The 24,430-nt window shown below is 50.3% G+C and carries 20 protein-coding genes, 2 pseudogenes and 1 CRISPR repeat array (1 of these 23 only partly in view); of the genes and pseudogenes, 8 read left to right on the top strand and 14 right to left on the bottom strand.

The window, feature by feature from the left end; genetic code table 11:
• Positions 1–36 precede the first annotated feature (36 nt).
• Both K7397_RS05185 and K7397_RS05180 read right to left on the bottom strand, forming a co-directional pair.
• Complete coding sequence (locus K7397_RS05185) at positions 37–1,053, bottom strand: LLM class flavin-dependent oxidoreductase (protein WP_223066885.1); 1,017 nt, start codon at positions 1,051–1,053, stop codon at positions 37–39.
• A gap of 236 nt (positions 1,054–1,289) precedes the next feature.
• Positions 1,290–2,162, bottom strand: a complete 873-nt coding sequence (locus K7397_RS05180) for a LysR family transcriptional regulator (protein WP_223066974.1) — start codon at positions 2,160–2,162, stop codon at positions 1,290–1,292.
• A gap of 406 nt (positions 2,163–2,568) precedes the next feature.
• On the opposite strand from K7397_RS05180, the gene K7397_RS05175 reads away from it, so the two are divergent.
• The 4 genes from K7397_RS05175 (at position 2,569) to K7397_RS22280 (ending at position 5,020) form a co-directional block, all read left to right on the top strand.
• Positions 2,569–2,838 (top strand): ACT domain-containing protein, encoded by a 270-nt coding sequence (locus K7397_RS05175; RefSeq protein WP_223066884.1) that lies wholly within the window; start codon positions 2,569–2,571, stop codon positions 2,836–2,838.
• 57 nt (positions 2,839–2,895) lie between these two features.
• On the top strand, positions 2,896–4,254 hold the full coding sequence (locus tag K7397_RS05170; RefSeq protein ID WP_223066883.1) for a PFL family protein: 1,359 nt from the start codon (positions 2,896–2,898) through the stop codon (positions 4,252–4,254).
• Positions 4,255–4,692: 438 nt separating this feature from the next.
• The gene (locus K7397_RS22285; protein WP_475599097.1) at positions 4,693–4,917 is read left to right on the top strand and encodes a four-helix bundle copper-binding protein; all 225 of its coding nucleotides are present in this window, start codon (positions 4,693–4,695) and stop codon (positions 4,915–4,917) included.
• Positions 4,895–5,020 (top strand): four-helix bundle copper-binding protein, encoded by a 126-nt coding sequence (locus K7397_RS22280; protein ID WP_475599060.1) that lies wholly within the window; start codon positions 4,895–4,897, stop codon positions 5,018–5,020. Before K7397_RS22285 ends, K7397_RS22280 begins: the two co-directional genes overlap by 23 nt.
• A gap of 185 nt (positions 5,021–5,205) precedes the next feature.
• On the opposite strand, the gene K7397_RS05165 is transcribed toward K7397_RS22280, so the two are convergent.
• From K7397_RS05165 to K7397_RS05155, 3 genes are all read right to left on the bottom strand, one after another.
• Positions 5,206–6,213 (bottom strand): FecCD family ABC transporter permease, encoded by a 1,008-nt coding sequence (locus tag K7397_RS05165; protein WP_223066882.1) that lies wholly within the window; start codon positions 6,211–6,213, stop codon positions 5,206–5,208.
• Between the two features lie 2 nt (positions 6,214–6,215).
• A complete protein-coding gene (locus tag K7397_RS05160) occupies positions 6,216–7,160 on the bottom strand; it encodes a FecCD family ABC transporter permease (RefSeq protein ID WP_223066973.1) in 945 nt (314 codons plus the stop codon).
• Positions 7,161–7,335: 175 nt separating this feature from the next.
• Complete coding sequence (locus K7397_RS05155; RefSeq protein ID WP_223066881.1) at positions 7,336–8,292, bottom strand: ABC transporter substrate-binding protein; 957 nt, start codon at positions 8,290–8,292, stop codon at positions 7,336–7,338.
• 239 nt (positions 8,293–8,531) lie between these two features.
• Here K7397_RS05155 and K7397_RS05150 point away from each other — a divergent pair, with 239 nt between their 5' ends.
• The gene (locus K7397_RS05150; RefSeq protein ID WP_223066880.1) at positions 8,532–9,428 is read left to right on the top strand and encodes a gamma-glutamylcyclotransferase family protein; all 897 of its coding nucleotides are present in this window, start codon (positions 8,532–8,534) and stop codon (positions 9,426–9,428) included.
• A 225-nt stretch (positions 9,429–9,653) separates the two neighbouring features.
• A complete protein-coding gene (locus tag K7397_RS05145; protein ID WP_223066879.1) occupies positions 9,654–10,721 on the top strand; it encodes a Gfo/Idh/MocA family protein in 1,068 nt (355 codons plus the stop codon).
• A gap of 85 nt (positions 10,722–10,806) precedes the next feature.
• Here K7397_RS05145 and K7397_RS05140 read toward each other — a convergent pair whose 3' ends face one another.
• From K7397_RS05140 to K7397_RS21315, 9 genes and pseudogenes are all read right to left on the bottom strand, one after another.
• Entirely contained in the window at positions 10,807–12,387 is a 1,581-nt protein-coding gene (locus tag K7397_RS05140) for an ABC transporter substrate-binding protein (RefSeq protein WP_223066878.1), read from the bottom strand.
• A 56-nt stretch (positions 12,388–12,443) separates the two neighbouring features.
• The gene (locus K7397_RS05135; RefSeq protein ID WP_223066877.1) at positions 12,444–13,325 is read right to left on the bottom strand and encodes a carbohydrate ABC transporter permease; all 882 of its coding nucleotides are present in this window, start codon (positions 13,323–13,325) and stop codon (positions 12,444–12,446) included.
• A gap of 10 nt (positions 13,326–13,335) precedes the next feature.
• Positions 13,336–14,298, bottom strand: a complete 963-nt coding sequence (locus K7397_RS05130) for an ABC transporter permease (RefSeq protein WP_223066876.1) — start codon at positions 14,296–14,298, stop codon at positions 13,336–13,338.
• A 76-nt stretch (positions 14,299–14,374) separates the two neighbouring features.
• On the bottom strand, positions 14,375–16,012 hold the full coding sequence (locus tag K7397_RS05125) for a helix-turn-helix domain-containing protein (protein ID WP_223066875.1): 1,638 nt from the start codon (positions 16,010–16,012) through the stop codon (positions 14,375–14,377).
• On the bottom strand, positions 16,005–17,762 hold the full coding sequence (locus tag K7397_RS05120) for a sensor histidine kinase (protein ID WP_223066874.1): 1,758 nt from the start codon (positions 17,760–17,762) through the stop codon (positions 16,005–16,007). The genes K7397_RS05125 and K7397_RS05120 overlap by 8 nt, the downstream gene beginning before the upstream one ends.
• Positions 17,763–18,160: 398 nt before the next feature.
• Positions 18,161–18,508, bottom strand: a complete 348-nt coding sequence (locus tag K7397_RS05115; protein WP_223066873.1) for a hypothetical protein — start codon at positions 18,506–18,508, stop codon at positions 18,161–18,163.
• Between the two features lie 77 nt (positions 18,509–18,585).
• The gene (locus K7397_RS05110) at positions 18,586–21,678 is read right to left on the bottom strand and encodes an SbcC/MukB-like Walker B domain-containing protein (RefSeq protein ID WP_223066872.1); all 3,093 of its coding nucleotides are present in this window, start codon (positions 21,676–21,678) and stop codon (positions 18,586–18,588) included.
• Positions 21,635–22,831, bottom strand: coding sequence for an exonuclease SbcCD subunit D (locus K7397_RS05105; RefSeq protein ID WP_223066871.1), 1,197 nt, complete (start codon positions 22,829–22,831; stop codon positions 21,635–21,637). Before K7397_RS05105 ends, K7397_RS05110 begins: the two co-directional genes overlap by 44 nt.
• Positions 22,832–22,943: 112 nt before the next feature.
• Positions 22,944–23,168: pseudogene (locus K7397_RS21315) on the bottom strand (LysR family transcriptional regulator); the annotation flags it as partial.
• Between the two features lie 10 nt (positions 23,169–23,178).
• Between K7397_RS21315 and K7397_RS05100 the strand changes: the two are divergent.
• Entirely contained in the window at positions 23,179–23,538 is a 360-nt protein-coding gene (locus K7397_RS05100; RefSeq protein WP_223066870.1) for a tautomerase family protein, read from the top strand.
• Positions 23,531–23,707 (top strand): annotated as a pseudogene (locus K7397_RS21310) (carboxymuconolactone decarboxylase family protein); the annotation flags it as partial. The gene K7397_RS05100 and the pseudogene K7397_RS21310, both read left to right, overlap by 8 nt.
• A CRISPR array of direct repeats spans positions 23,708–24,430; the repeat unit is 32 nt; unit sequence ATTTCAATCCACGCACTCACATGGAGTGCGAC; it runs 837 nt beyond the window's last position. It lies immediately after the preceding pseudogene.

Below are 24,430 nucleotides of genomic sequence, written 5' to 3'. Positions count from 1 at the left end.
CTCCCCCTGATTTCTTTGAATAGGCCAAAGCGGGGCTCATGCCTTTGCAGACACTTCAGCCAAAGCTTCACTCAGCAGCTCAAAGGAGCGAAGCCGCTTGGCGAATGGGCTGATGTTGCTGGTAATTATGAATTCATCTACGCCAAGAGCCTCCTGCAGCGCAAGCAGCTTCTCCCGAACGGCTTCTTTCGTGCCTTTCGTAATGGAAGGCTCCTTCTCTTCGATCGTATAAGGCTCGCTCGCCTGCCTGGCGAATTCTTCCGCCTGCTCCTGCGTAGCCACGGTCAGCGTCTTTCCGCTGGCCAGATGGATTTTGACCAGCTTGTGACTGCCAGCCAGCTCGGCGGCTTCCTCTTCGGACTCCGCCACAACCACGAAAAGGGCTACTATGATTTGCGGCTTCGTTCCGTAAGCCGAATTAAAGGAGCTGCGGTACGCGTGAACGGCAGCAAGCGCCTGCGATTCATCCCCGTTGATAAACAGGGAGAAGACGTAGGGCAGACCCAGGTCGGCTGCAATTTCGGCGCTGGCCGGACTCGCGCCAAGCACATACAGCTCGGGAGCCGACTGCGGAGCCGGCGTCGCCCTTAGGCCCGCGAGCGGATGATCCTTCTCCAGACGGTTCTGCACAAACTTTCGAAGCTCCACGATTTTGTCCGTCAGCGTCGCATGATCGTTACTGCCCCTTTGAAGTGCCTGCGTGCTGCGCGGCAGACCTCCCGGGGCACGTCCGACCCCCAGGTCGACTCTGCCGGGAGCCAAAGAAGCCAGCACATTGAAATTTTCCGCCACTTTGTATGGGCTGTAATGCTGCACCATCACGCCTCCCGAACCGATCCGGATCGACTTCGTCTTCGCGAGCAGGTAAGAGATGAGCACCTCGGGCGAAGAGCCCGCCACATGGTCGGAGTCATGATGCTCCGAAACCCAGAAACGGCGGAATCCCAGCTCCTCCGACCTTTGGGCGAGCTCCACCGTATGCGCGAGCGCTTCTTCCGAAGTCTCCCCCGGGTAGAGGGGGCTTTGATCCAGCACGCTGATTGTGATCGCCATATAAACAAGCCTCCTATATGCTGTAGTTAAGTTCCGGCGTGATCCGCTTCAAAAATTGCCGCGTCCGCTCTTCCTTCGCGATCACTTCAAGCACTTATTTACCCCTTCTTTGTACGGATCTCAATATATTTATAATACCTATCGAATTAGTGAGGATTATATTGGTACTAACTTTACCGTGATTTTAATCACCCGTCTAATAGAGTTTTTCTATTCACTAATGCAATTTTCTAATGCTACAATTGTCCGCCCAGCTCCAGCAGCGATTGAATCACCCCGGCATGTTCCCCGTTTAACGAAATCAAATTCGTCTGGAGGGTAATTCCAGCCGTTTCGGCAATGTTAACCGGCACCAGTCTTCCTTCCTCCACTTCCTGGCGGGCGCATACCCCTGGAAGAAAAGCGATTCCCGCCCTGCCCAGCACAAGCTTCTTCGCCGTCTCCGAATTATCCACCTGAAAAACAATATTCGGCGGTTCCACCAGACTCTCGAAAACACGGTGGATTCTCATCCAGTCCAGGGAGCCGCATTCGAAGAAAACGAGATTTTCCCGGTGAATGTCGCGGATCGAGGCGCTGCCGGCTTCTGCAAGGGGATGTTCTTTATAGACATACAAGCGGATCGGATCCTCCAGAAACGAATAGGATTGAAAAGCCGGATTGATCAGTCGCCGGACAAAGGCCAAATCAATTTCTTTGGAAGCGAGCTTTACCGCCAGTTCCTCCGTTGGGGCTGTGGTCAGCTTGAAGGTCATGTTCGGAAAGCGCCCGGCAAGCGTCATCAGCAGCTTGGGCATGAGATAATTCGACACGGACACCGTGCTGCCGATCCGGAGTTCGCCGGGAAGCGATTCATTGGAATGAATCTGATGTTTGCCTTTTTGATAGGTATGAAGAAGCTGCTGGGCATAAGGGAGAAACAGCTTGCCCTTGTCCGTCAAATGGATTTGTTTGCCCAGTCTGTCGAACAGGCGGCAGTCAAGCTCCCTTTCCAGCGATTGAATACGGGCCGTCACCGTCGGTTGGGAGAGAAACAGAATGTCGGCCGCCTTGTTGAAGCTTCCGTAGTGGTTGATATAGACAAATGCTTCGATGTTTTCAATATTCATCATTAGTCCTCCTAATTATTTATAATTCCAATAAGTATACAAGGTTTTGAAGGTGAAAAATTACCTTAAATTATCATTATCTTAGGTAGTGTACCCCGTATTGTCAACGATGGAATCCGTTATGGGTTTCCGTTGACGGTGAACTTGTGAAAATTCAAGTGGTAGAAATGCAGGAGTTAGGAGAAAAACGCTAACAAGCCAAGGATAGTTGTATGAAAAATATCATTTTTGCCCGAGGATATCTCTAACTAGATGTGAACCCCCGACAAAACTAATTTGTCTCGATTATTTTAGCACTCAGTCGACATCTTTCATTGAAGATCGGCCCATCTTCTGACATAATAGTCTGAACATCAATAACGCCGCACCAGCGGCAATTCAGGAAAGCCAAAGGGGGCCGTTTTCGTTGAAAGGCATCATTACCGTACTGGGAAAAGATAAGGTAGGGATCATCGCCAAAGTCTGCACCTACCTTGCCGAGCAAAATGTTAATATTCTCGATATCTCGCAAACGATTGTTCAGGATTATTTCAACATGATGATGATTGTGGATGTTTCAAAGCCAGCCAAAGCGTTTGAAGCGCTGATTGAAGATCTGCAGGGGATCGGGCACGAGATCGGAGTCGAGATCAAGCTGCAGCACGAGGATATTTTCAACAGCATGCATCGTATCTAACACGCAAACTAAACCTGCACCTGACGTGCCTTATTTGCCATATTAAGGAGGAAATCAATGATCTCGCTTGTGGAAGTCCAGGAAACGAACAAAATGATCCGTGAAATGAATTTGGACGTGCGAACCATAACGATGGGCATCAGCCTGCTTGATTGCGCTCATCCGGATCTCGCTGTTTTTAACCGCAATATCTATGACAAAATTACGAGACTCGCCGAAAACCTGGTCAAGACCGGCGAAGATCTTGAAAAACAGTTCGGCATCCCGATCATCAACAAACGCATATCCGTGACCCCGATCGCCATTGCCGCGGGCGGCGTACATACCGACACGTATGTACCGATCGCGGAGCAGCTCGACAAGGCAGCCAAGGAAGTTGGCGTCAACTTTATCGGCGGTTTCTCCGCCCTTGTGCATAAAGGCTTTACCAAAAGCGACCGGATTCTGATTGACAGCATTCCCGAGGCGCTGGCCGTGACGGATCGGGTCTGCTCTTCGGTGAACATCGGTTCTTCCCGCAGCGGCATCAACATGGACGCCGTCAAGCTGATGGGCGATATCATCAAGCAGTCCGCAGAGCTTACCGCTGACCGGGATTCGGCCGGTTGTACGAAGCTTGTCGTATTCTGTAATGCCGTCGAGGATAATCCGTTTATGGCAGGCGCCTTTCATGGACCCGGGGAACCGGAGTGCGCGATCAATGTTGGGGTAAGCGGCCCCGGCGTTGTGAAGAGAGCTTTGGAGGAAGTGAAAAACAAGGACTTTGAAACCCTTTGCGAAACCATCAAGCGGACAGCGTTTAAAATAACCCGGGTCGGGCAGCTTGTAGCGCAGGAAACGTCCAAAAGACTGGGCATTCCTTTTGGCATCATTGACCTGTCCCTGGCCCCTACTCCCGAAATTGGCGATTCCATTGCGGAAATCTTCCAGGTGATGGGCCTTGAAGAAGCGGGAGCCCCCGGCACGACGGCCGCGCTGGCTATTTTGAACGACAACGTGAAAAAAGGAGGCGTCATGGCCTCCTCGTATGTCGGCGGACTGAGCGGCGCGTTCATTCCGGTCAGCGAGGACCACGGCATGATCGAAGCGGTGCAGCGCGGCGCCCTGACGCTGGAGAAGCTGGAAGCGATGACCTGCGTTTGCTCCGTTGGTCTCGATATGCTTGCCATCCCGGGCGATACCAAGAAAGAAACGATCGCGGGCATCATCGCCGACGAGGCTGCGATCGGCATGATCAACAACAAGACGACCGCCGTCCGCATTATCCCGGTCATCGGCAAGAACGTCGGCGACATAGCCGAATTCGGCGGCCTGCTCGGCAGCGCCCCCGTGATGGCGGTGAACCCATTCAGCTGCTCAAGCTTTATTAACCGGGGCGGCCGTATCCCTGCCCCGATTCACAGCTTTAAGAATTAAAGCGGACAACCCTAAGCAGCCGCATCGCGCTTTGGCGCGGTGCGGCTTTTTCTAATGGAGCCCAATTCAATTCATCCTGGAACCCTGCAAACCATTTGATGACTGTCAGGTCTTGGCTTGGCTTGGCTCAGCCAAAATCTCATAATATCATCTCAATAAACAAATGCTACCTTAAGAGGTGGTGTTCAATTAGCGACCCCATCAGGGGATGAAATGGATTATTCACTGATTAGCTATATGCCTCCTGATTTTTGGCTAAAGCAGAAACAAAGATGAGAAGAACGCGAACCGCAATTGTCAATTTGCATGCAAAGAATGGGCAAGAATCTAAGGAATTGGGCTGGGTATACGCATAGGATGTAGTGTTATCACCTAACATGAGGAGGAATAAGCTTGTATCAAACGTATGTCCCGCCCCGCCGAACAACCCGAAATCCTATGTCTCAACAGCGTTTAATTGAAACGATCCAAAATTGCGAAGCTACATGCGAATTTACGGAGTCCATGATTCTGCAAAAGGGGGAAGCTAGCCATAGGCGGGAGCAGCTAAAATTGCTCAGGGATTGTGCAGATATTTGTACGCTGACTGCTAAATCTATTGCCCGTCAAAGCGGCTTTTCAAAGTCACAAGCCTTGTTATGTGCCCATATTTGTGAAATATGAAATATGCGGGAATCATTGTCTGAAGCATCCTGACGAACTGTCTCAAACATGCGGCAAAATATGCCTGCATTGTGCGAAAGAATGTCGGGCTTTTGCAATGTAAGCCAATTTGGGTCTGAACAAATAGAAACGGCAAAACCGTCATTTAATAGACGGCATCCGTTTCTGCGACAACTATAAGAAAGTATAAGGCTTCGCTTATACTTTCTTATAGTTTGAGTAAAGGGGCGGCTAAGTCGCCCCTTTGTCATTATTGGCAGTTCGTTAAACATCCCCCGTCATGAAATGCTACTGCTTGCGCTGACGGAGCAAAAGGAACAAAAAGTAAGGTCCGCCGATCACGGCAGTTACGATGCCTGCGGGAATTTCCATTGGCGGATTGACGCCCCGGCCAAGCATGTCTGCCAGAAGCAGAATTAATGCGCCTAACATTCCGGCTGCAGGCAGCAAAAGGCGGTGTTTGCCGCTGCATATCTTCCGCGCCATATGCGGTGCAATCAATCCAAGGAAGCCGATTGTCCCGACAGCCGCAACGCACACGCCGGCAAGCGATACTGCCAGCAGAAGCAGCACTTGACGAGCGAGCTTGACACGCAGGCCGAGCCCTAATGAAACCTCATCGCCCAGACTTAGCACATCTAGCCAACCGCTTAGCAGTATACAAATCGGCGTAAGCAGAATAAGCCAAGGCAGAAGAATCGTGGCCTCATCCCACCCTCGCCCATGGAGACTTCCCGCCAGCCAGATAAGCGTACTGTTCGCCGTCATCGGGTTTCTCACAATGATATATTCGATTCCCGCCTGACAGACTGCGCCCAGCGCAAGACCGATGAGCGCAAACATTACCGGCCTTCCTCCCGTTTTGTAGGATAGAGCCAGCAGAATTACCGCAACCAGGACGGCTCCGGCAAAAGCAAAAACAGGCAGCAAACCAATAGGCAGGTCCGTAACGACAACCAGAATGACCACGGCGGCCAAGCCTGCCCCTTTGTTGATGCCAATGACGTCGGGAGAAGCCAGCGGATTCCGGATAATGCCCTGAAGAATAACACCGGACATCGCCAAGCCTGCTCCCGCAAGCATCGCGACAATGACTCTTGGGATTCGGTATTGCTCCACAATAAAGGATACATCCGTTTCCTTGCCCGAGAGCACATCCAGGACCTGAAGCGGAGTTAAATAATTGGCACCAACCCCTAAGCTGAAAAATGCACCCAGTAGAAGCAGGAAGCCTAGAACGAACAGCACTGACAAGCCTTTAAGCCGGAATTTGCGAGCATTGTTTGTTCTATTCATGTCTATTTCATCCCCTTTCCTTTGCTTACCGCCAGGTAGAGGAAGAATGGCCCGCCAAGAAGGGCTGTGACAATGCCTACAGGCGATTCATACGGATACGCAATAAACCGCCCAAGCACGTCCGCCAATGTCAATAGCCCGGCTCCGCATAAAGCGGATAAAGGGAGGACACGGGAGTAGTTCTCGCCGACCAGCATTTTTACGATATTGGGCACCATCAATCCGACAAAGCCGATCGCACCGGCCAGACTGACCGAGGCCCCTGCTAATATGACAACAATGAGCGCAATAATGAGCCGCATTAACCTAACGTTTAGGCCGAGTCCTTCCGCCGTTTCCCCGCCCAGACTAAGCAGGGAAACCGGGCGAGAAAGAGCTATGGCGAAGAGAAGTCCGGCGACCGACCACGGCCATACAATCGAGATAGCGCTCCAACTGGCCCGGTCCACCGATCCTGCCAACCAATAGAGTACATCTGAAATCCGCTCATCGAAAATGAGAATACTCTGGGTAACCGATGCCAGCAGCAGATGAACCGCCATCCCGGCGAGCGCCAATTTGACAGGCGTCATTCCGCCTTTGGCAGAGAAAGAGTAGACAATAGCCCCCCCGAGCACGGCACCGAGAAAAGCCAGATATATCAAATTGGAAGAGCCGATATTCGGCAAGAAAGCAACAGCAGCAACTACGATAAGGGAAGCTCCGCTATTGATGCCGAACACCTGAGGCGAAGCAAGGGGATTTCGCAGCATGGCCTGCATCAGCGCCCCGGCTACGGCCAAGTTGGCTCCCACGATGATGCTTGCTACTGTACGAGGCAGCCGAATGGTCATAAGGATGGAATAGGACTTCGAATCTGCGCCTTTAAAGCCCTCCACCAGTTCCTTCCAGCTAATGGATGCTACACCTACAGACAAGCTTCCAACTATGGCGATCAGGAGCACCATGATTAAAATGATTGTCACCCAAAGGAGATGGACTCTTTTCGGTATTGCCGACCTTTCAATCACAAAAACACATCCTTAACCACGAAATAAGAGAAATAAGCAGAAACGGCAAAGCCGTCCTTTTCAAAGACGGCAAGGAGAACAGCCAGAACGGCGCTCTGGCTGTCTTTTCTGATTATCCCTTTGGATACAGGTGATCTATGGCTTCCTGGGCAATTTTCTCAGCTGAATCGAGACCGCGGAATCTCGTCCATAAGCTGCGATTCACTTCAAAGACCTGCTTGTTTTTAACGGCATCAATATTTTGCCAAAGCGGGTTCTTCGACCATTCGTTCAGCAAGTCGTCGTCGGCCTCAGCCATGAAAATGACGTCTGGATTCCATTCGACCAGTTGCTCCAGACTGATTTTGGCCGTTGCGCCAGGAGCATTCTGAATCGCATTGGGGATGTTCATGAGCTCCAGCAAATTACCGTCAAAAGATTTTGCGCCATGCGCTGACAGCGAATCGCTGCGGAAAACGCCAACCAATACTTTGCGGTTTTCATTAGCCGGAATTTCCGCTTTCAGCTTCTCCAGTTTTGCACGGTGCTCTTCAAGTACCCTGGAGCCCTCTTCCTTCTTCCCTACCGCTTCAGCAATCGTTTGGAAGGCGGAAATGACTTCCTCGTAGGACGCATTGCGACTCTTCAAAATAAGGGTAGGCGCGATCGCGCTAAGGTCTTTATAGATAGCCTCATGACGATTCTGATCCGCAATAATCAAATCCGGCTTCAATGTGCTGATCGTTTCCAGCGAAGGCTCCGCCCGGGTACCAACCGACGTATAATCAATCTTTTGACCGAGCATCAGATCAATATCGTCCTTATTCTCATGGGCAATGCCTACAGGCTTGATCCCAAGCTGCCAAAGCGCATCCACAAACGAGAATTCAAGTACGACGATGCGCTTGGGCTCCGCCGGAACAACCGTTTTGCCAGCCTCGTGCTGAATCTCTTTCGATCCGGCTGGGGCTGCATCCTTCCCGCTGCTGGAGGCATTCCCTCCATTGCTTCCGCAAGCCGACATAATTATTGCTGCAACCAGCATCACGCAGAAGACAAAAGCTCCACGTTTTCTTTCGACGCTAAACATCTGCTAACCCCTCTCGATGATTTTCAGTGAGAATCATTATCAATAGCTGGATTTAATAATACCATCGAGTGTCCCAAGAGGCAATAACAAATATTTAAAAAATAATAGAAATGGCACATTTCATTTTCCGGGGGAGCTGCCATGAAGGTCGGAGAGAAGAACATGATATGTCTCCCAACCCATTTCAAATCAAGGTAAACTATAAATACACAAAATGATAGATGTTTGGGGGAACGATCATGAAAGACGATTTAGTTTTCGTATACGGTACGCTGCGCGAAGGAGAATCCAACCACGGGTTCATGAAGGGCATTGAACGTGTTGCCGAACAGGCTCGAACTACCGGCACGCTATGGGATACGGGGAATGGATATCCGGCTATGACGGTGGATAATGGAAGCGAGAGCTTCGTTTATGGCGAGGTCTATCGGATTCCGGAAGGAGGAATGGACGCGTTGGACGTCCTGGAAGACTACTATGGGCCAAATGACCGCCGCAACGAATATGAAAGAATCAGTGCGGCGATCCAGGTAGATACCGGGACCCTTCAGGCATGGACTTATATTTATAAATCTGAGCAAATTGCCGGACTTACGCCTATTCGGTGCGGAGACTGGAAAATGAATCGGCTGCTGGATGAAGGGGAAGAACCCTCCGTTCCGGCTAAAGAACTGTTCTATTTCGCATACGGCTCATGCATGGATGACCGCCGATTTCTCCTTCAGGGCGTGGATCGCCATTTTCTGAATCAAGCAGGCCGGGGCGTCGCAAAAGGATACAGACTTGCCTTTACGTACCGCGCCACTGACGGCGGACGTGCCGACATCATCGAAACGGGCGGCATCGTGGAGGGCAAGCTGTACCGGATCGGAAACGAAGCCTTGGCTTATCTGTGGCAGCGTGAAGGTGTTGCCGCAGGTTCATATCGCCCCGCTTTCATCCGTGTGGACAGCGACGAAATGAAAGGCAAGGTCGAAGCTCTAACCTTCATCGTCCTGGATAAGAAGGAAGAAAGTTCTCCGCCAAGCTGGTATCTCGAAGAAATCATTCGGGGCGCCGCCACGGTTGTAAGCCCAGCCTACTTTTTGCAGCTAAAAGAGATGTTCCGTACGCGGTTCGGGTATGAGTACTGCTAGCAAAACACTCCGTGATTCCCAAACCTTTCACTCCCTTCCCCGAGTACTCTTATAGTAGGCTGCGGGCGAAAGGTCTGTTATAGGAAACAAACCCCATCCACATGCCAAACCTCAGGAAGTCGTTTTTGTACAAAAAGAGTCTCAATCCGCCATCCCCATTCATTCCGCCAAAGACTATACTTACAGAGAAGTTTTTACAAATTTAATTGGTTAGGGTGATGATGAATGGGGAAATTAAAAATCGGTATGATCGGGTTAGGCGGAATCGCCAACTTTCACAGTGAAGGAATCCTGGCCAGCGAAGACGCGGAAATCTGGTCCATTTGCGACTGCGACGAAGAGAAGCTTATCCAAAGAAGCAAGGAGTGGAATATCCCGGAATCACGCGCTTACTTGAATTATTCCGACTTGCTGAAGGATCCGGAGGTGGACGCCGTAACGATAGGTACTCCCAACTTCAATCATTTTGAAATTGCAAGCGCTGCCATTAAACATCGCAAGCCCTTTGCCCTCGAAAAACCGGTTACGATGAAGGCCGAAGAAGCGGCGGCTCTTAAAGAAGCGCTGGAGCGGGAACCCCTTCCCCACATGATCTGCTTCTCCTATCGTTACAAGACTGCCGCGCGGTACGCAAAATGTCTGATTGAAGAAGGCAAGCTGGGAACGATTCATCATGTGTACAGCCAATATTTTCAGAGCTGGGGCATTAACGAGGATGTCCCGCTTTTATGGAGATTTCAGAAAGAGCTTGCGGGGTCGGGAGCCATGGGGGACTTGGGCTGCCACATTCTTGACCTGAACCGGTTTTTGGTAGGTGACACGGAGCAAGTTTTCGCCGATGCCGGAACGATTATCCATGAACGCAATCATCTGGACGGGTCTGGCAAAGGACAGGTTGACGTTGATGATTATTGCCATGTCCTTTCCAGAATGGAAGGCGGAATTTCTTCCACCATGGCCATTTCCCGATTTGCTTACGGCCGCGGCAATTACCAGCAAATTGAGGTTTATGGAACCAAGGGCGCTCTTGTGTATAATCTGGAGGCGGAAGATTCGCTCAGGGTCAAATTGGCCGATGAAGGCGATCAAGAGTTCCGCAAAGTCCAGATTCCCGATTCGTTCAAGATGGGGCAAATGCAAGCCTTCTTCAATCTCGTGGGCGGCCATGGAGACGGCAAAAACGCGACAATGGCAGACGGGTACATGAATCAGCTGGCTGTTGACGCCGTTATCCAATCCTTTACGGAACAACAATGGGTGTCCATCCAAAAAGAGCACAGCGTTACCGGATGAACGTGAGCATCGTTACGAATAAGCTATGTTGACACAGGAAAAAAGGGTATAACCGTATGGAAATACCCTTTTTTTTGCAATCTTATTATTTCCCGTTCGCCGCGCGCCACTCGTCAACCTGCTTCTGCGCTTCGGCCATCAGTTTGTCTATACCTGCGGCCTTGAGCTTGTCGAGCAGCTTTGGAATGTTCTCTTCCGGATCCAGTTGGCCCGATCTCAGGCCGTCATCGAATGACTTCTTGGCGTTATCGATGGCGATCAGCACGTCTTTGACCGGCTCCGGGTCAAACACAAACCCGAAAATTCTGGACTCCTTCTCGGCAACCTTCTTGTTGAACGCCTCATAATTCTCGTATTTCTTCGGATCTTCGCCTACGCGGGTGTAATTCAGCATCTGGTTCCCGATTTGCCACATATTATCGTGGTAATACCCTACGGTATCGGAAGTTTTGCCGTCAGGCAGGGCAATTTGCCCATCCTTCACTACATAGTGCGTTCCCTCGATGCCGAAATTGAACAAGGTAAGGAGCTCTTTATCCTTAAAGAACAAATTCAGGAGCATCATAGCGCGCTCGGGATCTTTGGAAGTTTTGGATATCGCTTGCATCGTCGCCGCCATTTTTCCCGTCTGCAGTCTGTCGATATTCAGCGGAACCTGAATAATATGCGTTCCGGTCACAGCGGTTTTGCTCGGCATCGGCATCGGAACGCCGATATCCAAATTCGCTACAATATCCATGTCGGCAACTGTGGCAAACGCCCGCTTGGCCTGGAATTTCTTCCAAATATCAAGCCCTGCCGTCGTGGCGTCCTTATTGATATAGCCGGCCTCGAACCATTTATGCGTCAGCTTGGCAAGCTCCATATACCGGGGGACTTCGTACGTATTCACAACTTTGTACATATTCTCCGGGCTCGTGTCCCGTATATCTAAGACCGCAACGTTAGCCACCCCGTCGGTGCTGCTGCTGCCATAATAGGCATCCAGCGGGAAGCCCGGACCGACCAGGGGCGTGACACCCGGTTCGTTCTCTTTGATGATCTTCAGCATCGGTTCCAGATCCTCGACTTTCCCGGACTTGAACACACTGAGATCAAACTGGTATTTATCCACCAGTTCCTTGCTGAAGGCTAACCCCTGCGGATTGCCGAGTTCCTGGTGTGTATGGATGCCATAGAGCTTGCCTCCGCGTTTGGCGGCATCATGGTAATCTTTCTCCACCGCCTCAATATCCGGGCCGTATTTGGCAAGCAATTCGTCCAACGGAAGCAGAGCGCCCTTTGTGACTTGTTGTTGAAAATTGAGCCAATCTGCCGTAAAAATCAGGTCAAACTTGTCTCCAGAAGCCATCATCAGATTCGTCTTGTCGCTCCAGGCGCCCCAGTCGATCGGATTCAGCTTGACCGTAACGTTCATCTCTGGATAAGTCTTGTTCAGATAATCGTTGATCGCGTCCTGCACCTTCTCATTGTCCTTCTGCGGCGCATCCGGATAGACCATAATCACTTCATACGGCTTCAGTCCGCTTCCTTCGTTCCCTCCCGTACCGGATGGCTGGGACGAACCCGAACCATCTTTCGTATTGTCCGAACAGCCCGCAGCCACGATCGCAACGGAGAGCATAAGCGAAGACAGGATGACCGCACCTTTCTTATACCATTTCATAAGTAAACCTCCCTAATCGTTTCATAGCTTTATACTAATCCGTCCAAAAAACGGTATTAGCCTTTTACCGCACCCACTGTAAGCCCTTTCACAAAATACTTTTGCAAAAACGGAAAGACGAGCACGAGTGGTCCGATCGCCACCATGGCCATCGCCATCCGAATCGATTCCAAAGGCTGGGTAATCTGGGCTGTAGAACTGTATGCCTTATTCGCAATCGTCTGCAGAAATGAAGCATTCATCAAGGTCTTGTTAAGCAAATACTGCAAAGAGTACAGCTTCTCGTTCTGAATAAACACCAGGCTCGTAAACCAGTCATTCCAATAGGATACGGTGATGAACAGGCCGATCGTCGCCATAACCGGCAGCGAAAGCGGCAGAATAATGCTGAAGTAGGTTCTGTAGTCGCCGGCGCCGTCTATTTGCGCGGAGTCGATCAGTGACGGCGGAATGCTGGTTGTGAAGAAGGTACGCATAATAATTACATTAAAGCCGCCGATCAAGCCCGGTATAATTAAAGCCAGCAAGGTATCCTGCACATGAAGAAGACGGGTATACACCAAATACCAGGGCAGCAGTCCGCCCGAGAACAGCATAGTGATCAAAATATAAATGCTTAGCGCACCCCTCAGAGGGAAATCCCGGCGGGACAAGGAATAAGCCATCGCGGAAGTTACAAACAGGCTTGCTATGACCCCCACAACGGTTACGAAGATGGACACCCCGTACGCGCGGACAATTGTCCCGGAATCCTGGATCAGGTATTGATAGGCGACAAAGCTGAACTTTTCAGGCCAAAAGCTGTATCCGTTTCGCAGCACTTCATTCTCGTCGGAAATGGACACGGTCAGCACCAGCCAGAACGGAATGATGCAGGCCAGGCTGAACAGAGACAGAACAACAAGGATCAGCGGATTCGTCCGTTTTTTAGTAGGCATGCTTATCCTCCTAGAACAAAGCGTTCTCTTTGCTGAATTTTCTCACGATGAGATTCACCGATATAATCAGTACGAAGCCCACTACGGATTGAAGCAGGCCAGCTGACGAGGCCAGGCCGGTGTCGCCGGTAACGAGCAGCGCATTGTATACATAAGTGTCGATAACGTCCGTCGTCTCCTTCAGCATGCCGGATGCCATGGTTGCCTGGTAGAAGAGCCCAAAGTCCGCATTGAAAATTCTGCCGATGGCAAGCAGCGTCAAGACGATAATGACCGGGGCAATGAGCGGAATGGTGATCTTCGTCATCTGCTTCCATCTGCCTGCGCCGTCAATGAGAGCGGCTTCATAATATTCCTGATCGATCCCGATAATGGCTGCCAGGTAAAGGATAGCGGCGTATCCTACATTTTTCCATGCGTTTACAATCGTTAAAATATAGGACCAATGTTCCGGAGCAGCATACCAGTTCACCGGCTCGTATCCCAGAGGTTCCAGGATGAATTTGTTGACAAAGCCCAGTTCGGGATTGAGGAATCCAAATACGAGGTAGCCCACAATGACCATGGAAATGAAATTGGGCAGAATAATAGTGCTTTGAAAAAACTTGGAAAGTACCCTGTTCTTCACCTCGTTCAGCAAAATGGCCAGAAAAATCGCCAGTACTGTATTGATGACAAGAAAGGCCAGGTTGTAGAAAATCGTATGCCTGATAATCCTCCACGCATCATTGGAAGCAAACAAAAATTTGAAATTGTTCAGCCCAATCCACTTGCTGCCCCAAATGCCCTCGGTGTAATTCAGGTCCTTAAACGCCAGAAAAATGCCGAACATGGGCAGATAATTGTTGATAAACATCAATAAAATGCCGGGTAAAGCCAGAATAAGCAGCGACCGGTGCTTCCACAGCTTCCCTTTTCTTGTCTTCGTGCGCGTCACCGCCGCATTCGCTTCCAGCACCTCTACCGAAGCCATATACCCACCTTCTTTTGATTTGATATGGCTTCATTATACGTCCCGTCTCCATCGCCGCCCTACCGTTTTTGTAACCTCAGTCCATTCGTTTTGTGACTTTCCGGTATTCCTGCGGATTCACGGCAAATTGCTTTCTGAACATTTTGGTGAAATGGGAAAAGTTGCAGTAGCCGACCTGCTGGGCTATGGCGCTCACCGTCATGCCTGTGGTGTCAAGCAGCTCCTGCGCCCGCTTCATTTTGGCTTCAATTAGGAAGTCGATCAGATTCTGTCCGGTTTCCTTCTTGAACAGCCGGGACAGGTAAGCGGGATTCAGACCGACATGCGCGGCCACGTCCTCCCGCGAAATATCCTCTTCTACATTCTGGCGGATATACCGGATCGATCTTTGGATCAATCCCGTTCTCTCGTCCGGTTCAAAGGCCGCCTCCATCACAGCGGAAACCAGACTCTCCGCCCAATGCATATAATGGCGCAAGCTGCGGATTTGGGCGGATGCCCACACGTGAAACTCGGGAACCTGGTTGGCGCTTATCCCTTTTACCTGGAGAAAATAATAAATCATCTGCAGCGTATCCTGATGAAGATTCTCCAAATGCTTGCCCTGAACATTCGGCGTCGCTTCCAGCCTGAAGGCAACCCGGTGAATGAGCCGGATCATCATCTCTTTGTCCCCGTCCAGCATATAATGGGCCCATTCCGAAATATTGATTTCGGCGGGACTCGAAGAAGGCATCGCGACAGGCGTTTGCGGGGTGTACAGCAGAACCGGCTGTGTCCGAGTAATGTTATTGCGCTCCATTTTCTTCAGGCTCTCGCAAAGTCCCGGCAGCTGCTGAAGAATAGCATAGTGGCCCACATAGCACGTAACCGAGCAGTAAAAAAACTGCCGGCACACTTCAATAAAACGGCTGCCCATCTGGATCCATTTGTCCAGTCCTGAATCCGGCATGTGTTCCCCCGTGATGTCTTCCGCTAAGCGGGAAGCGTAAACAAAGGCAAACATAACGCCGGTTTTGTCCGTAATGACGTCTCCAGGCTGATCTGTGAGCCAGATTTCCTCCGCCGCCTTCTTGACCGCATACTCCATAATTTCCTGATTCCGGGAATTCAGCGGTTTGCTCCATTCTTCGATACTGATTAGAACAGGCAGTACCCGATCATCCGGATGGAGGTCGATCTGCGCGTCCTGAAGCGCGCGTTCCAGGAAATCTCCGAAGGAAAGAATCCGGCGGGACAGCAGATCCTGCCAGAAGCATTCTACCAGCCGAGGCTTCTGTTTTCTCCATAGGGCAAAATATTTACGGTACATCTCGTTGTAGCCCATATGCTCTTCTTTTTCCTTGATGGCTCGCAGCATACGGGTAACGGCCTGGGCCAGTTCCGCTCCGTCCACCGGCTTCAGCAGATAGTCGGAGGTTCCCAAATTGATGGCCTGCTTGGCATAGGCAAATTCCGAATGGCAGGTCAGGAACAGGGATTCCGTATGCGGAGAGCAATCTTTGACCCAACGGACCAGCGACAGTCCGTCTTCATCAGGCATTTCAATATCGCAAATCAGAATGTCGATCCTGCGTCCCAGCATGATGTCCCTGGCCTCATCGGCGCAGCTCGCTGTATGCACCTGGTTTATCCCAAGCGCTCCCCAGTCGTTGCAAAGCCGGATTCCTTCCACCGCAAATTTCTCATCGTCCACAATCAGCATCTCAGCCATTTTCTCGTTCCTCCAATGCTTGGGCTGGCAAAACCATCCTTACCCGGAAGCCTCTCGGTTCGTTATGACAAAAATGAATTCGGGCCTCTTCCCCATAACGCATAGCAAGCCGCTTCTTCACATTCCATATCCCGATATGTTTACCTTCGGAGGAGGGAACATACCCCAGGGAGTTCAGTTCCTCCAGCATTTCATCACTTGCTCCTTTGCCGTTGTCCCTTACTTCAATGGACATCAGCCGATCCGTCCCTTCTGCCTGGCTTGCTGAAATGTGAAGCCTAAAAGTCTCTCCTTTCAGAGTGATGCCATGAATCATGGCATTTTCCACGAAGGGTTGAACGGTCAGGGAGGGAATGCAGGCATGGAGCAGATCATCCGAAATCTGAATGTCAAAGTCAAAGGAATGCTGATAGCGCATCTTCTGAATTTCCAAATAATTTCGAATATGTTCCAGCTCCTGGCCCAGCGTAATCAGATCCCCCTTCGCATACAGCATGAAGCGGAAATAATGGACCCTATGCCGAACCGTCTTTTTCACCAATTCATATCGTTTTAAATCCGCGAGCTGGAAAATAATATTTAACGTGTTGAGAAAAAAATGGGGATTGATCTGCGCTTGCAAATGCTTGAGCTCCGCCTTCTGGGAGTTCAGCCGCTCTTCATACACATCGATCTTCAAATTATGAATTTCTTCTACCATACTGTTGAAGGCATGATTGATAATTTGGAATTCGGCGATACGGGAATCCGGCAGTTTCGTCTCCATATGGCCTTCCCTGATCCGGCGGATCGCCCTTAACAATTTCAGAATGGGCCTAACAACCGTTCTGCGGAAAATATAAAGATAAAGCAGCAGGATCAGAAATACGATCAGCGGCAGCACATTCACAAGGGTCTGAAAATGATTGAGTCCCTGCAAAAGCTTGGAATAGGGAAGAACGACCGTCAGGTTGATTCCGTTCTCGGGAGATTGGCTGGAAATGACAAACAGCTTTCTTTGTCCGTCCGAAAACGAGAAGGAAGAGTTTTTGTTCATTTTCTCCGCCGGAAGCCGAAATTCAGTCCCGAGATCGGGAGATGGAGTGGACAAAACCGTTCCGTCATTGCCGACAAACAGGACCTCCCCTCCCGCCTGCAAATTGAGATTGCTCAAAGGAAACTTCAGCGAATTCATATTAATCAAGGCTCCTATATAGGCTCTGTTGCTCAGATCATCGCTAACGATCCGGTTCAGATAATATTCTTCCCCGATGCGCACAATAGACCATTTATACAGCAGTTTCTCCAAGGATTCGGAGTGGTGTATGGAGGCAGTGAGCCAATTCCTAATGTTGTCCATATAGGTTTCCGTAGCTCCGAGTATATTGGAAGTAACCAGCAAATCATTCGGTTTGGAATACACATAGAACATATCAACGGTATGATAGTAGGATTGATAAACCTGATTGCGCTGCACCAGCCCCACCCGGGCAAAATAATAGTCGGAATCGGACAAGCCCGCCTGCCCGAATCGCTGAAAATTCTCATCATGATCAACGATATCAATCATATTGATCGTAATATCATCCAAACTCTTGTCGATCATCTGAAGATTAGTGTTGACCAAATTTTGATAAGACTTGGAGACCTGTGCAAGCACTACATCTTTGGCATAATACCCGGCCGCAAAAAGAACGAGCAGAAGGGGGATCATGACGGCGGCAAAAAGCAGCATTAACCGAAATCCGAGCGTATTTGTTTCGATTCTCATGGGCATCCCTCACATCTTGATTTGGAATTACCATCCAACCCGAATTTATAATACCCCAGCCTCACCGCTAAGTAAACGTTTACATTTATCTAAGATAAAACGTCAGTGTGGATCACCCCTGACGTGTCCCTTTTCGTGCTATATGATACGTTTGTGCGTGGGAGGGGAATGGGTGTAGGGTTCCACCGCTGTTTAAATCGTGTTCTATTCAAATTTATTAGCGGTAATAACACGATTTCAAAGGCGGCCGCTACGCTCTCCCCCCAACACCCATTCTCCTTTCTGATTTCGGATACATTTCGTAAAAAGAAATAGGACGCCATCTGACATATCGCTCTTGCTATCTTTTTCGCGCAACAATAAACCCGCCGACAAGCGGCGGGATGGTTCGTACCGGTTCATTTTTTATCCACCTGAAGAAGGGTTACGCTCTTGACCGAAAACGTATCTTTTATCTTCTCCTCCGAGATCACACGGAGTTTGATCAAACTGGCGATCTTGGAAGAATCGGGCTTGGAGAGCATCCGCCATACGCCGGGATCGGGAAGTGCTTCATACAGCTTGTTGTCATCGTACTCCTTCCGCTCCTGAAGGACAAGCTTCGCTTTGTAGCCTCCCGCCTCCAGCTCGGACAGGCCGTGCTCCCGGCAATGGTCCATGATTCCGCTGCGCAGCTCGGATAATTCCTGCTCTATCTCTTTTTGCTTTTGCTTTAATTGATAGTAACGTTTCAACTTCTGCTCCATCAATATCACGCTCCTCTTCACAACATATGTATGCGAAGGGAGCGAAATTAGGACAGGTTCTTGCCGGCTCCGCCGAATTAGCCCACATGGAAGCTTGTATAGCTATACCCTTCCCGGGTCTTCTTCACTTCCAAAATAGCGGGGATCGCTTGTTTCAGCTCCTGGACGTGGGAGATGACGCCGATCATACGTCCCGATTGCTGCAGATCGACCAGGGTATCAATGGCCTTGTTCAGCGATTCTTCGTCAAGCGAGCCGAAGCCTTCGTCAATAAACATCGTTTCAAGCGAAATGCCGCCTTCATAAGCCTGAATGACATCCGCCATTCCGAGCGCAAGGCATAAAGAGGCATTGAATTTTTCCCCGCCGGACAACGTTTTTACATCCCTCAGTTGACCGGTGTAATTATCATAGACGTCAAAGCCAAGTCCGCTCTGTTTGCCGCGTTTCTCCATTCTGTCGCTTCGGACCAGATAGTACTGTCCCCCCGACATCCGCTGCAGCCGCTGGTTGGCATTATGAATAATCTTCTCCAAAAATTCAATCTGCAAATATCGTTCAAAAGAGATCTTCTTGCTGTTTTCTCCGCGGACGACGTCATACAATTCCTTGACGAGCTGATACTCCCGTTCGGCATTCCTCCAGTTGCTCTCAGCCTGTACAATATCCGCTCTGCCGTCCGTTCCCTTCCTTAAATGATTCTCGGCTTGCATTTGGTCGCTTCGTATAGACTCTATATACTGCTCCAATGCCTGAAGCTGCTGTTCGAGCACGGCAAGATCCTGCCGCTTCTTACCTTCCAGGGCTGCAGACAAATCCTTGATCTGAGCGATAACCGCTGCCGCCATAGTGTTGTGCTTCTCAATTTGGCGTTTCAGTTCGGCACGCGCGGCTTCCGGCATTTTCGCCGACTTATAGGCTTCTTCCGTCTCAAATCCAGCCTTCTCCAGAGCTTGCACGTAGCTGTCATACGCTTTGTCTCTGCTGCCCGCCGCCTCAATCTTCCCGTTCTCCGCCTGACTGCGGCTTTCGATCGCCTTGATATTCCGTGCATTCGCCTCTTGATATTGCAGCTGAGCGTTCTTCCAGGCGGCTTCCAGCTGCTGCTTGAGGTCCTCCGCGATCCGGATTCGCTCTTCAAGCTTCTCAAGGCTTCTCACCTCTTCAGGCAGGGCAGCCAGTGACTGGTCATAAAGAGCCTTCTCTCTGGCATGTATGGTCTTCTTGTCATTGTATAAAGCGAACGCGTCTTCCTTGCGCTTCCGGAGCTCATCCAATTTGTGTTCCAACGTTTCAAGCTCTGCCTTAAGCGGCGCAAGCTTCGCATTTTCTTCCTTCAGCTGCTTCTCGTCCTCTGCCAGGGCTTTTCCTTCCCTCACCAGCTCCGCGAACAGCTCCTGAATCCCTTCCAGACGAAAGCCTTGTTCTTCCACTTGCCGCTGCTTGTCCGAGAGCTGCTGCCAGGTAGCATGGAGCGCCGCTTCCGCTTCCAGATAAAGCTTCTCCGCCGCCGACTTGTCCTTGCGCAGCCGTTCAAGCTCTTCTTTCGTAGGCATATCCGCCGTCCCGGCTGCCTTCTTCGGATGCTCCATACTTCCGCAAACGGGACAGGCTTCGCCGTCATGCAGATGGCTGGCGAGCAGCCCTGCCTGACCTTCGATAAAGCGCTCCTCTACCCTTGAATAAGCTTCATCCGCTTGCTTAAACCGGCCTTGAAGAGCCGCCGCTTCTTGCTGCTCTTTCGCGGATTTTTTAGAGAAGTTCATATACTCCTGCAAAATGGTTGCCTGCTGCCGCATCAGGAGAAGTCTCTCTGTCTTTTGCGGCAGATGAACGAGCCTCGCTTCCAATTCCTTAACTTGCGCCGACCTGGCCGTCCGCACGGACTGCAAGGATTCCAGCTCATGCTGGATATCCGCTACTTGCTTCGCCAAATCCTTCATTTCTGCCGCAAGCTTGCCCACCAGCTGCTCTTTCTGATCGATCTCTTTGACTGTCGGCAAAAATCCCTGCAACCGGTCCAGTTCGCGCAGCGCCTGTTCTCTCTGCTCCTGCCTGCCCTCTTCCTGCTTAAAATGCACCGCGGCCGCGTGGAGAGCGGCTTCAGCTTGCGCGCATTCGGCGATTGCAGCTTCGAAGAGTTTGGCTTTACGGACGAGCTCTTCCCTTGTCTCCGCGTAGCGCTGCTCATACAGCTCCAGATAAACCGCCTGCTCGGCTAGCGAAAGCTGTGTCGCCTTTTGCTCGATATCATGTGCCTGGGCAGCGAGCTGCTTTTGTTCCGCAGCTTTCTGATCCAGGAGATCGAATTGCTCGTTTATATTTTTCGCTTGATGATATTGTGCCGTATGCTCCTGGTGCTTGGCCGTTTCCGCTTGCAGTTGCTGCTTCTTCTGCGTCATTAGCCCCGCATAATAATCGATCTCTTTATCCAGCGCTTCAATCACTTGATGCGTATTGTAATATTCCTGTTGAAAGACCTCATACAGCTCGGAGCTTTGACGCCCGCCCAATGAACTCTTCAAGCTGCCCATATGAAGCTCCCTGGTCTTCTCCATGCTTGTGCAAATTTGCTGCATTTCCTTGCGTTTGTCGTTCAGATGATCAGCGACATATTTGTACAGTCCGGTCTTGAAAATACGGCGCAAAATCTCCTCTTTATTCTCCGTCTCCGACGTCAGCAGCTTTCGGAATTCCCCCTGAGGCAGCATGACGATTTGGCTGAATTGCTCCTTCGTAAGTCCAATAAGCTCGCGGAGCTTCTGATCCACCTGCGATACGATAAAACGATCCGTCAGCGGAACTTCCTCCCCGCGCTCCGTTTCATACAGCTCATATCTTTCACCGGTTGCTCCCTTGTTGCCTGCTTTAACATGGGCCAGTTGTCTGAATACCCGGTAGGTGCGGCCCTTCAATTCAAATTCAAAGTCAACGGAGGTGTGCACCTGATCATCGGCGAAATGACTGCGGAGCATTTTACTGTCGTTCCTGTCTTCGCCGCTGGCGTCCCCGTATAAAGCAAAACAAATGGCGTCAAAAATCGTTGTTTTCCCGGCCCCCGTATTCCCCGATACAACAAACAAACGGTGACCCTCCAGCTCGGAAAAATCTATAACCTCCGTATCCTTATACGGCCCGAACGCTGTCATCGTCAGCTTCAGAGGTTTCAACGCGCTCACCTTCCTTCCCGTGGATCTCCTGCAGCGTTTCGATAAACAGTTTCTCCGTTTCCGGCGACAGCTCGCTTCCGCTTACTTCCTGGTAAAATGCTTTAAACAGCGAAAGCTCATCCATCTTCGCCCGTCCGCCAGCTGCGGAAGATTCCCCGACCAGCCCGGCAATCGCCCTTTTCCGTTCCACATGCATCGCATTCGGATAAACGGAGCGGACTCTCTCCATCGGAGACAGCACGGCCGCCTCGTCAAGCAGCCGTACGAACACATAATCTTCGTTGACCGGATGCCGCTCGATATCCGCCATCAAGCCCTCCACAGTGCGCATGTCGCGCCTTGGGGAAAGGTATCTTTTCTCGATCTTCGCCTGACCCTGCTCATCCAGTTCGACGATCAGATAGCCTTTCTTGTGATTTTCCTCCGAAATGGAATACTTGAGCGGCGAACCAGAATAGCGAACCGTTTCCACCCCGACATGGTGCGCCTGATGCAGGTGTCCAAGGGCCGTGTAGTGGAAGCCTTCAAAATGCTTGGCGCTCACATACTCCGCACCGCCGATGGACAGCGGCCGTTCCGAGTCGCTTGTATTCTCCTCCGCCTCGCCGAGGGGAGTGACAAACGCGTGGCCCACCAAGACGTGGCGGGCATTCGGATCCAGGCTCTCCTTAAGGCCATCGGTCAGCTTCCTCATCGCATCATCATGTGTCCGGATCTCGTCATCACCGAGCAAATAGCGCACTTTTCCCGGCTCGGCATACGGAATGAGATGAAAATGAACCTCGCCATACTCGTCAGAAAGCACCACAGGATTCAGCGGATATGTAAGCTCGCCTGCAATATGTAAACCCGCCGCTTTCATGATGCCGCTGCCAAAATCGAGCCGGCTCGGGCTATCATGGTTGCCTGCGATCGCTACAACGGGAATTTTTAACTGAAGAACGATTTTCTCAAGCACGCTGTCCAGCAACTGCACAGCCTCTGTCGGCGGAACCGCACGATCATATAAATCGCCCGCAATGACGACCACGTCCGGCTGCTCCGACTCGATATCCAGGATCAGTTGCTCAAGTACATAGGCCTGATCCTCTGTCATATAAACGCCTTGAACCAGCTTGCCCAGATGCCAATCTGCGGTGTGGAATATTTTCATAGACAACCGCCCCTTCCTTTTGTCACTCTATTATATCAGAAGCCGGGCGGATGCTACTTGTCAGCGAACGGTCGTTTGTATAGGGCGAAGCGAAAAACGCAGTAATCTCTATTTACAACGACGATTCAATCAATTGCATAAGCTGCCGTTTGTTTTGGCTTAAATAGCTTCTTTTTCTGGAAGAATATAATATGCCAATAGGAAATTTGGGATCGAATCCATTGACCTTAAAGGGTATGGTGCTTTTCTCTAAAACCGTCCCCTTAGGTATGATGCCGATCGCATCCCCGACGAGCATTTGTGGAATAAGATGCAGCGCATTGCAATTGTAGACTCTTTAAAAAAAGGTGAGCACTAGCATTCATCGTGCATTCATTGCACATTTTCACGTCCCGGAACAGGATTACTTTCAACTGTTTGTTCCATACCCCGTTAATCAATTTTTTTACGATCCGTCTTACCTGCTGGAAGGAGCGGCAAAGAGAACTGAAAACATGATCCATGTATTCATTACATGCGGGCCGGGAAGAACGGTAAGTCAGAAAAGGAGTTTGTATCAATCTATAACGCAAGCTATTTCTGATCATCTAAACATCTCTACAGCCGATATTTTTATCACATTAAACGAGACATCTGCTGAAAATTGGTCATTTGGTCAAGGCATAGCGCAATTGGCAAATTTGGAGGAGGAACAAGAACGTGAATAATCGTGTCGAAGCCCATATTCCGCAGAAAATGAGAGAGCTTGCTCTCGATTTTGTGGATTACAGTGAAAATATTTTGTTCGAGCAAGTATGGAGAGATCCTGCTCTACCGTCAAGAGAAAGCAATTTGAGTTTGATTACGCTGTCTGCTCTGATTAGTATTGGCAATACGATTTCAATCCACGCACTTACATGGAGTGCGACATCGGCTTACCTTTGACTACAGCACAATCAAACGAATTTCAATCCACGCACTCACATGGAGTGCGACGAAAATATTCCTTCGTTGCTATAATAAGTTTCTGATTTCAATCCACGCACTCACATGGAGTGCGACATCGTCCTCACCACGGACGTTCTTAATAATTTTTCATTTCAATCCACGCACTCACATGGAGTGCGACGAGGATATTGGCCGGGTGTGGGAGATTTCAATCCACGCACTCACATGGAGTGCGACGTGAAGAATATTTCAAACGATGTCATTGATATTTTGATTTCAATCCACGCACTCACATGGAGTGCGACGTATTTGGCATAGGAGACACGGAGGGGCTTATCCCATTTCAATCCACGCACTCACATGGAGTGCGACGATATGCAGCCTAGGCCGTATGGATTCTGCATCTGATTTCAATCCACGCACTCACATGGAGTGCGACGCATGATGGAACAATTTGTGCAGCAAATGAGTCCAATTTCAATCCACGCACTCACATGGAGTGCGACCATGGTTACATCCACAACTTATGCTCACACCAGAATTTCAATCCACGCACTCACATGGAGTGCGACCTGGAATTCACTGGAGCCGTTGCCGATTCCTGAAATATTTCAATCCACGCACTCACATGGAGTGCGACGCCTTACGATTTGCTACGGCATCCATAGCAGT

The organism is Paenibacillus caui (genome assembly GCF_019904135.1).
Classification (GTDB): Bacteria; Bacillota; Bacilli; order Paenibacillales; family Paenibacillaceae; genus Fontibacillus; species Fontibacillus caui.
The sequence above is the reverse complement of the archived record's forward strand: the minus strand, read 5'-3'. Positions and strand labels throughout refer to the sequence as shown.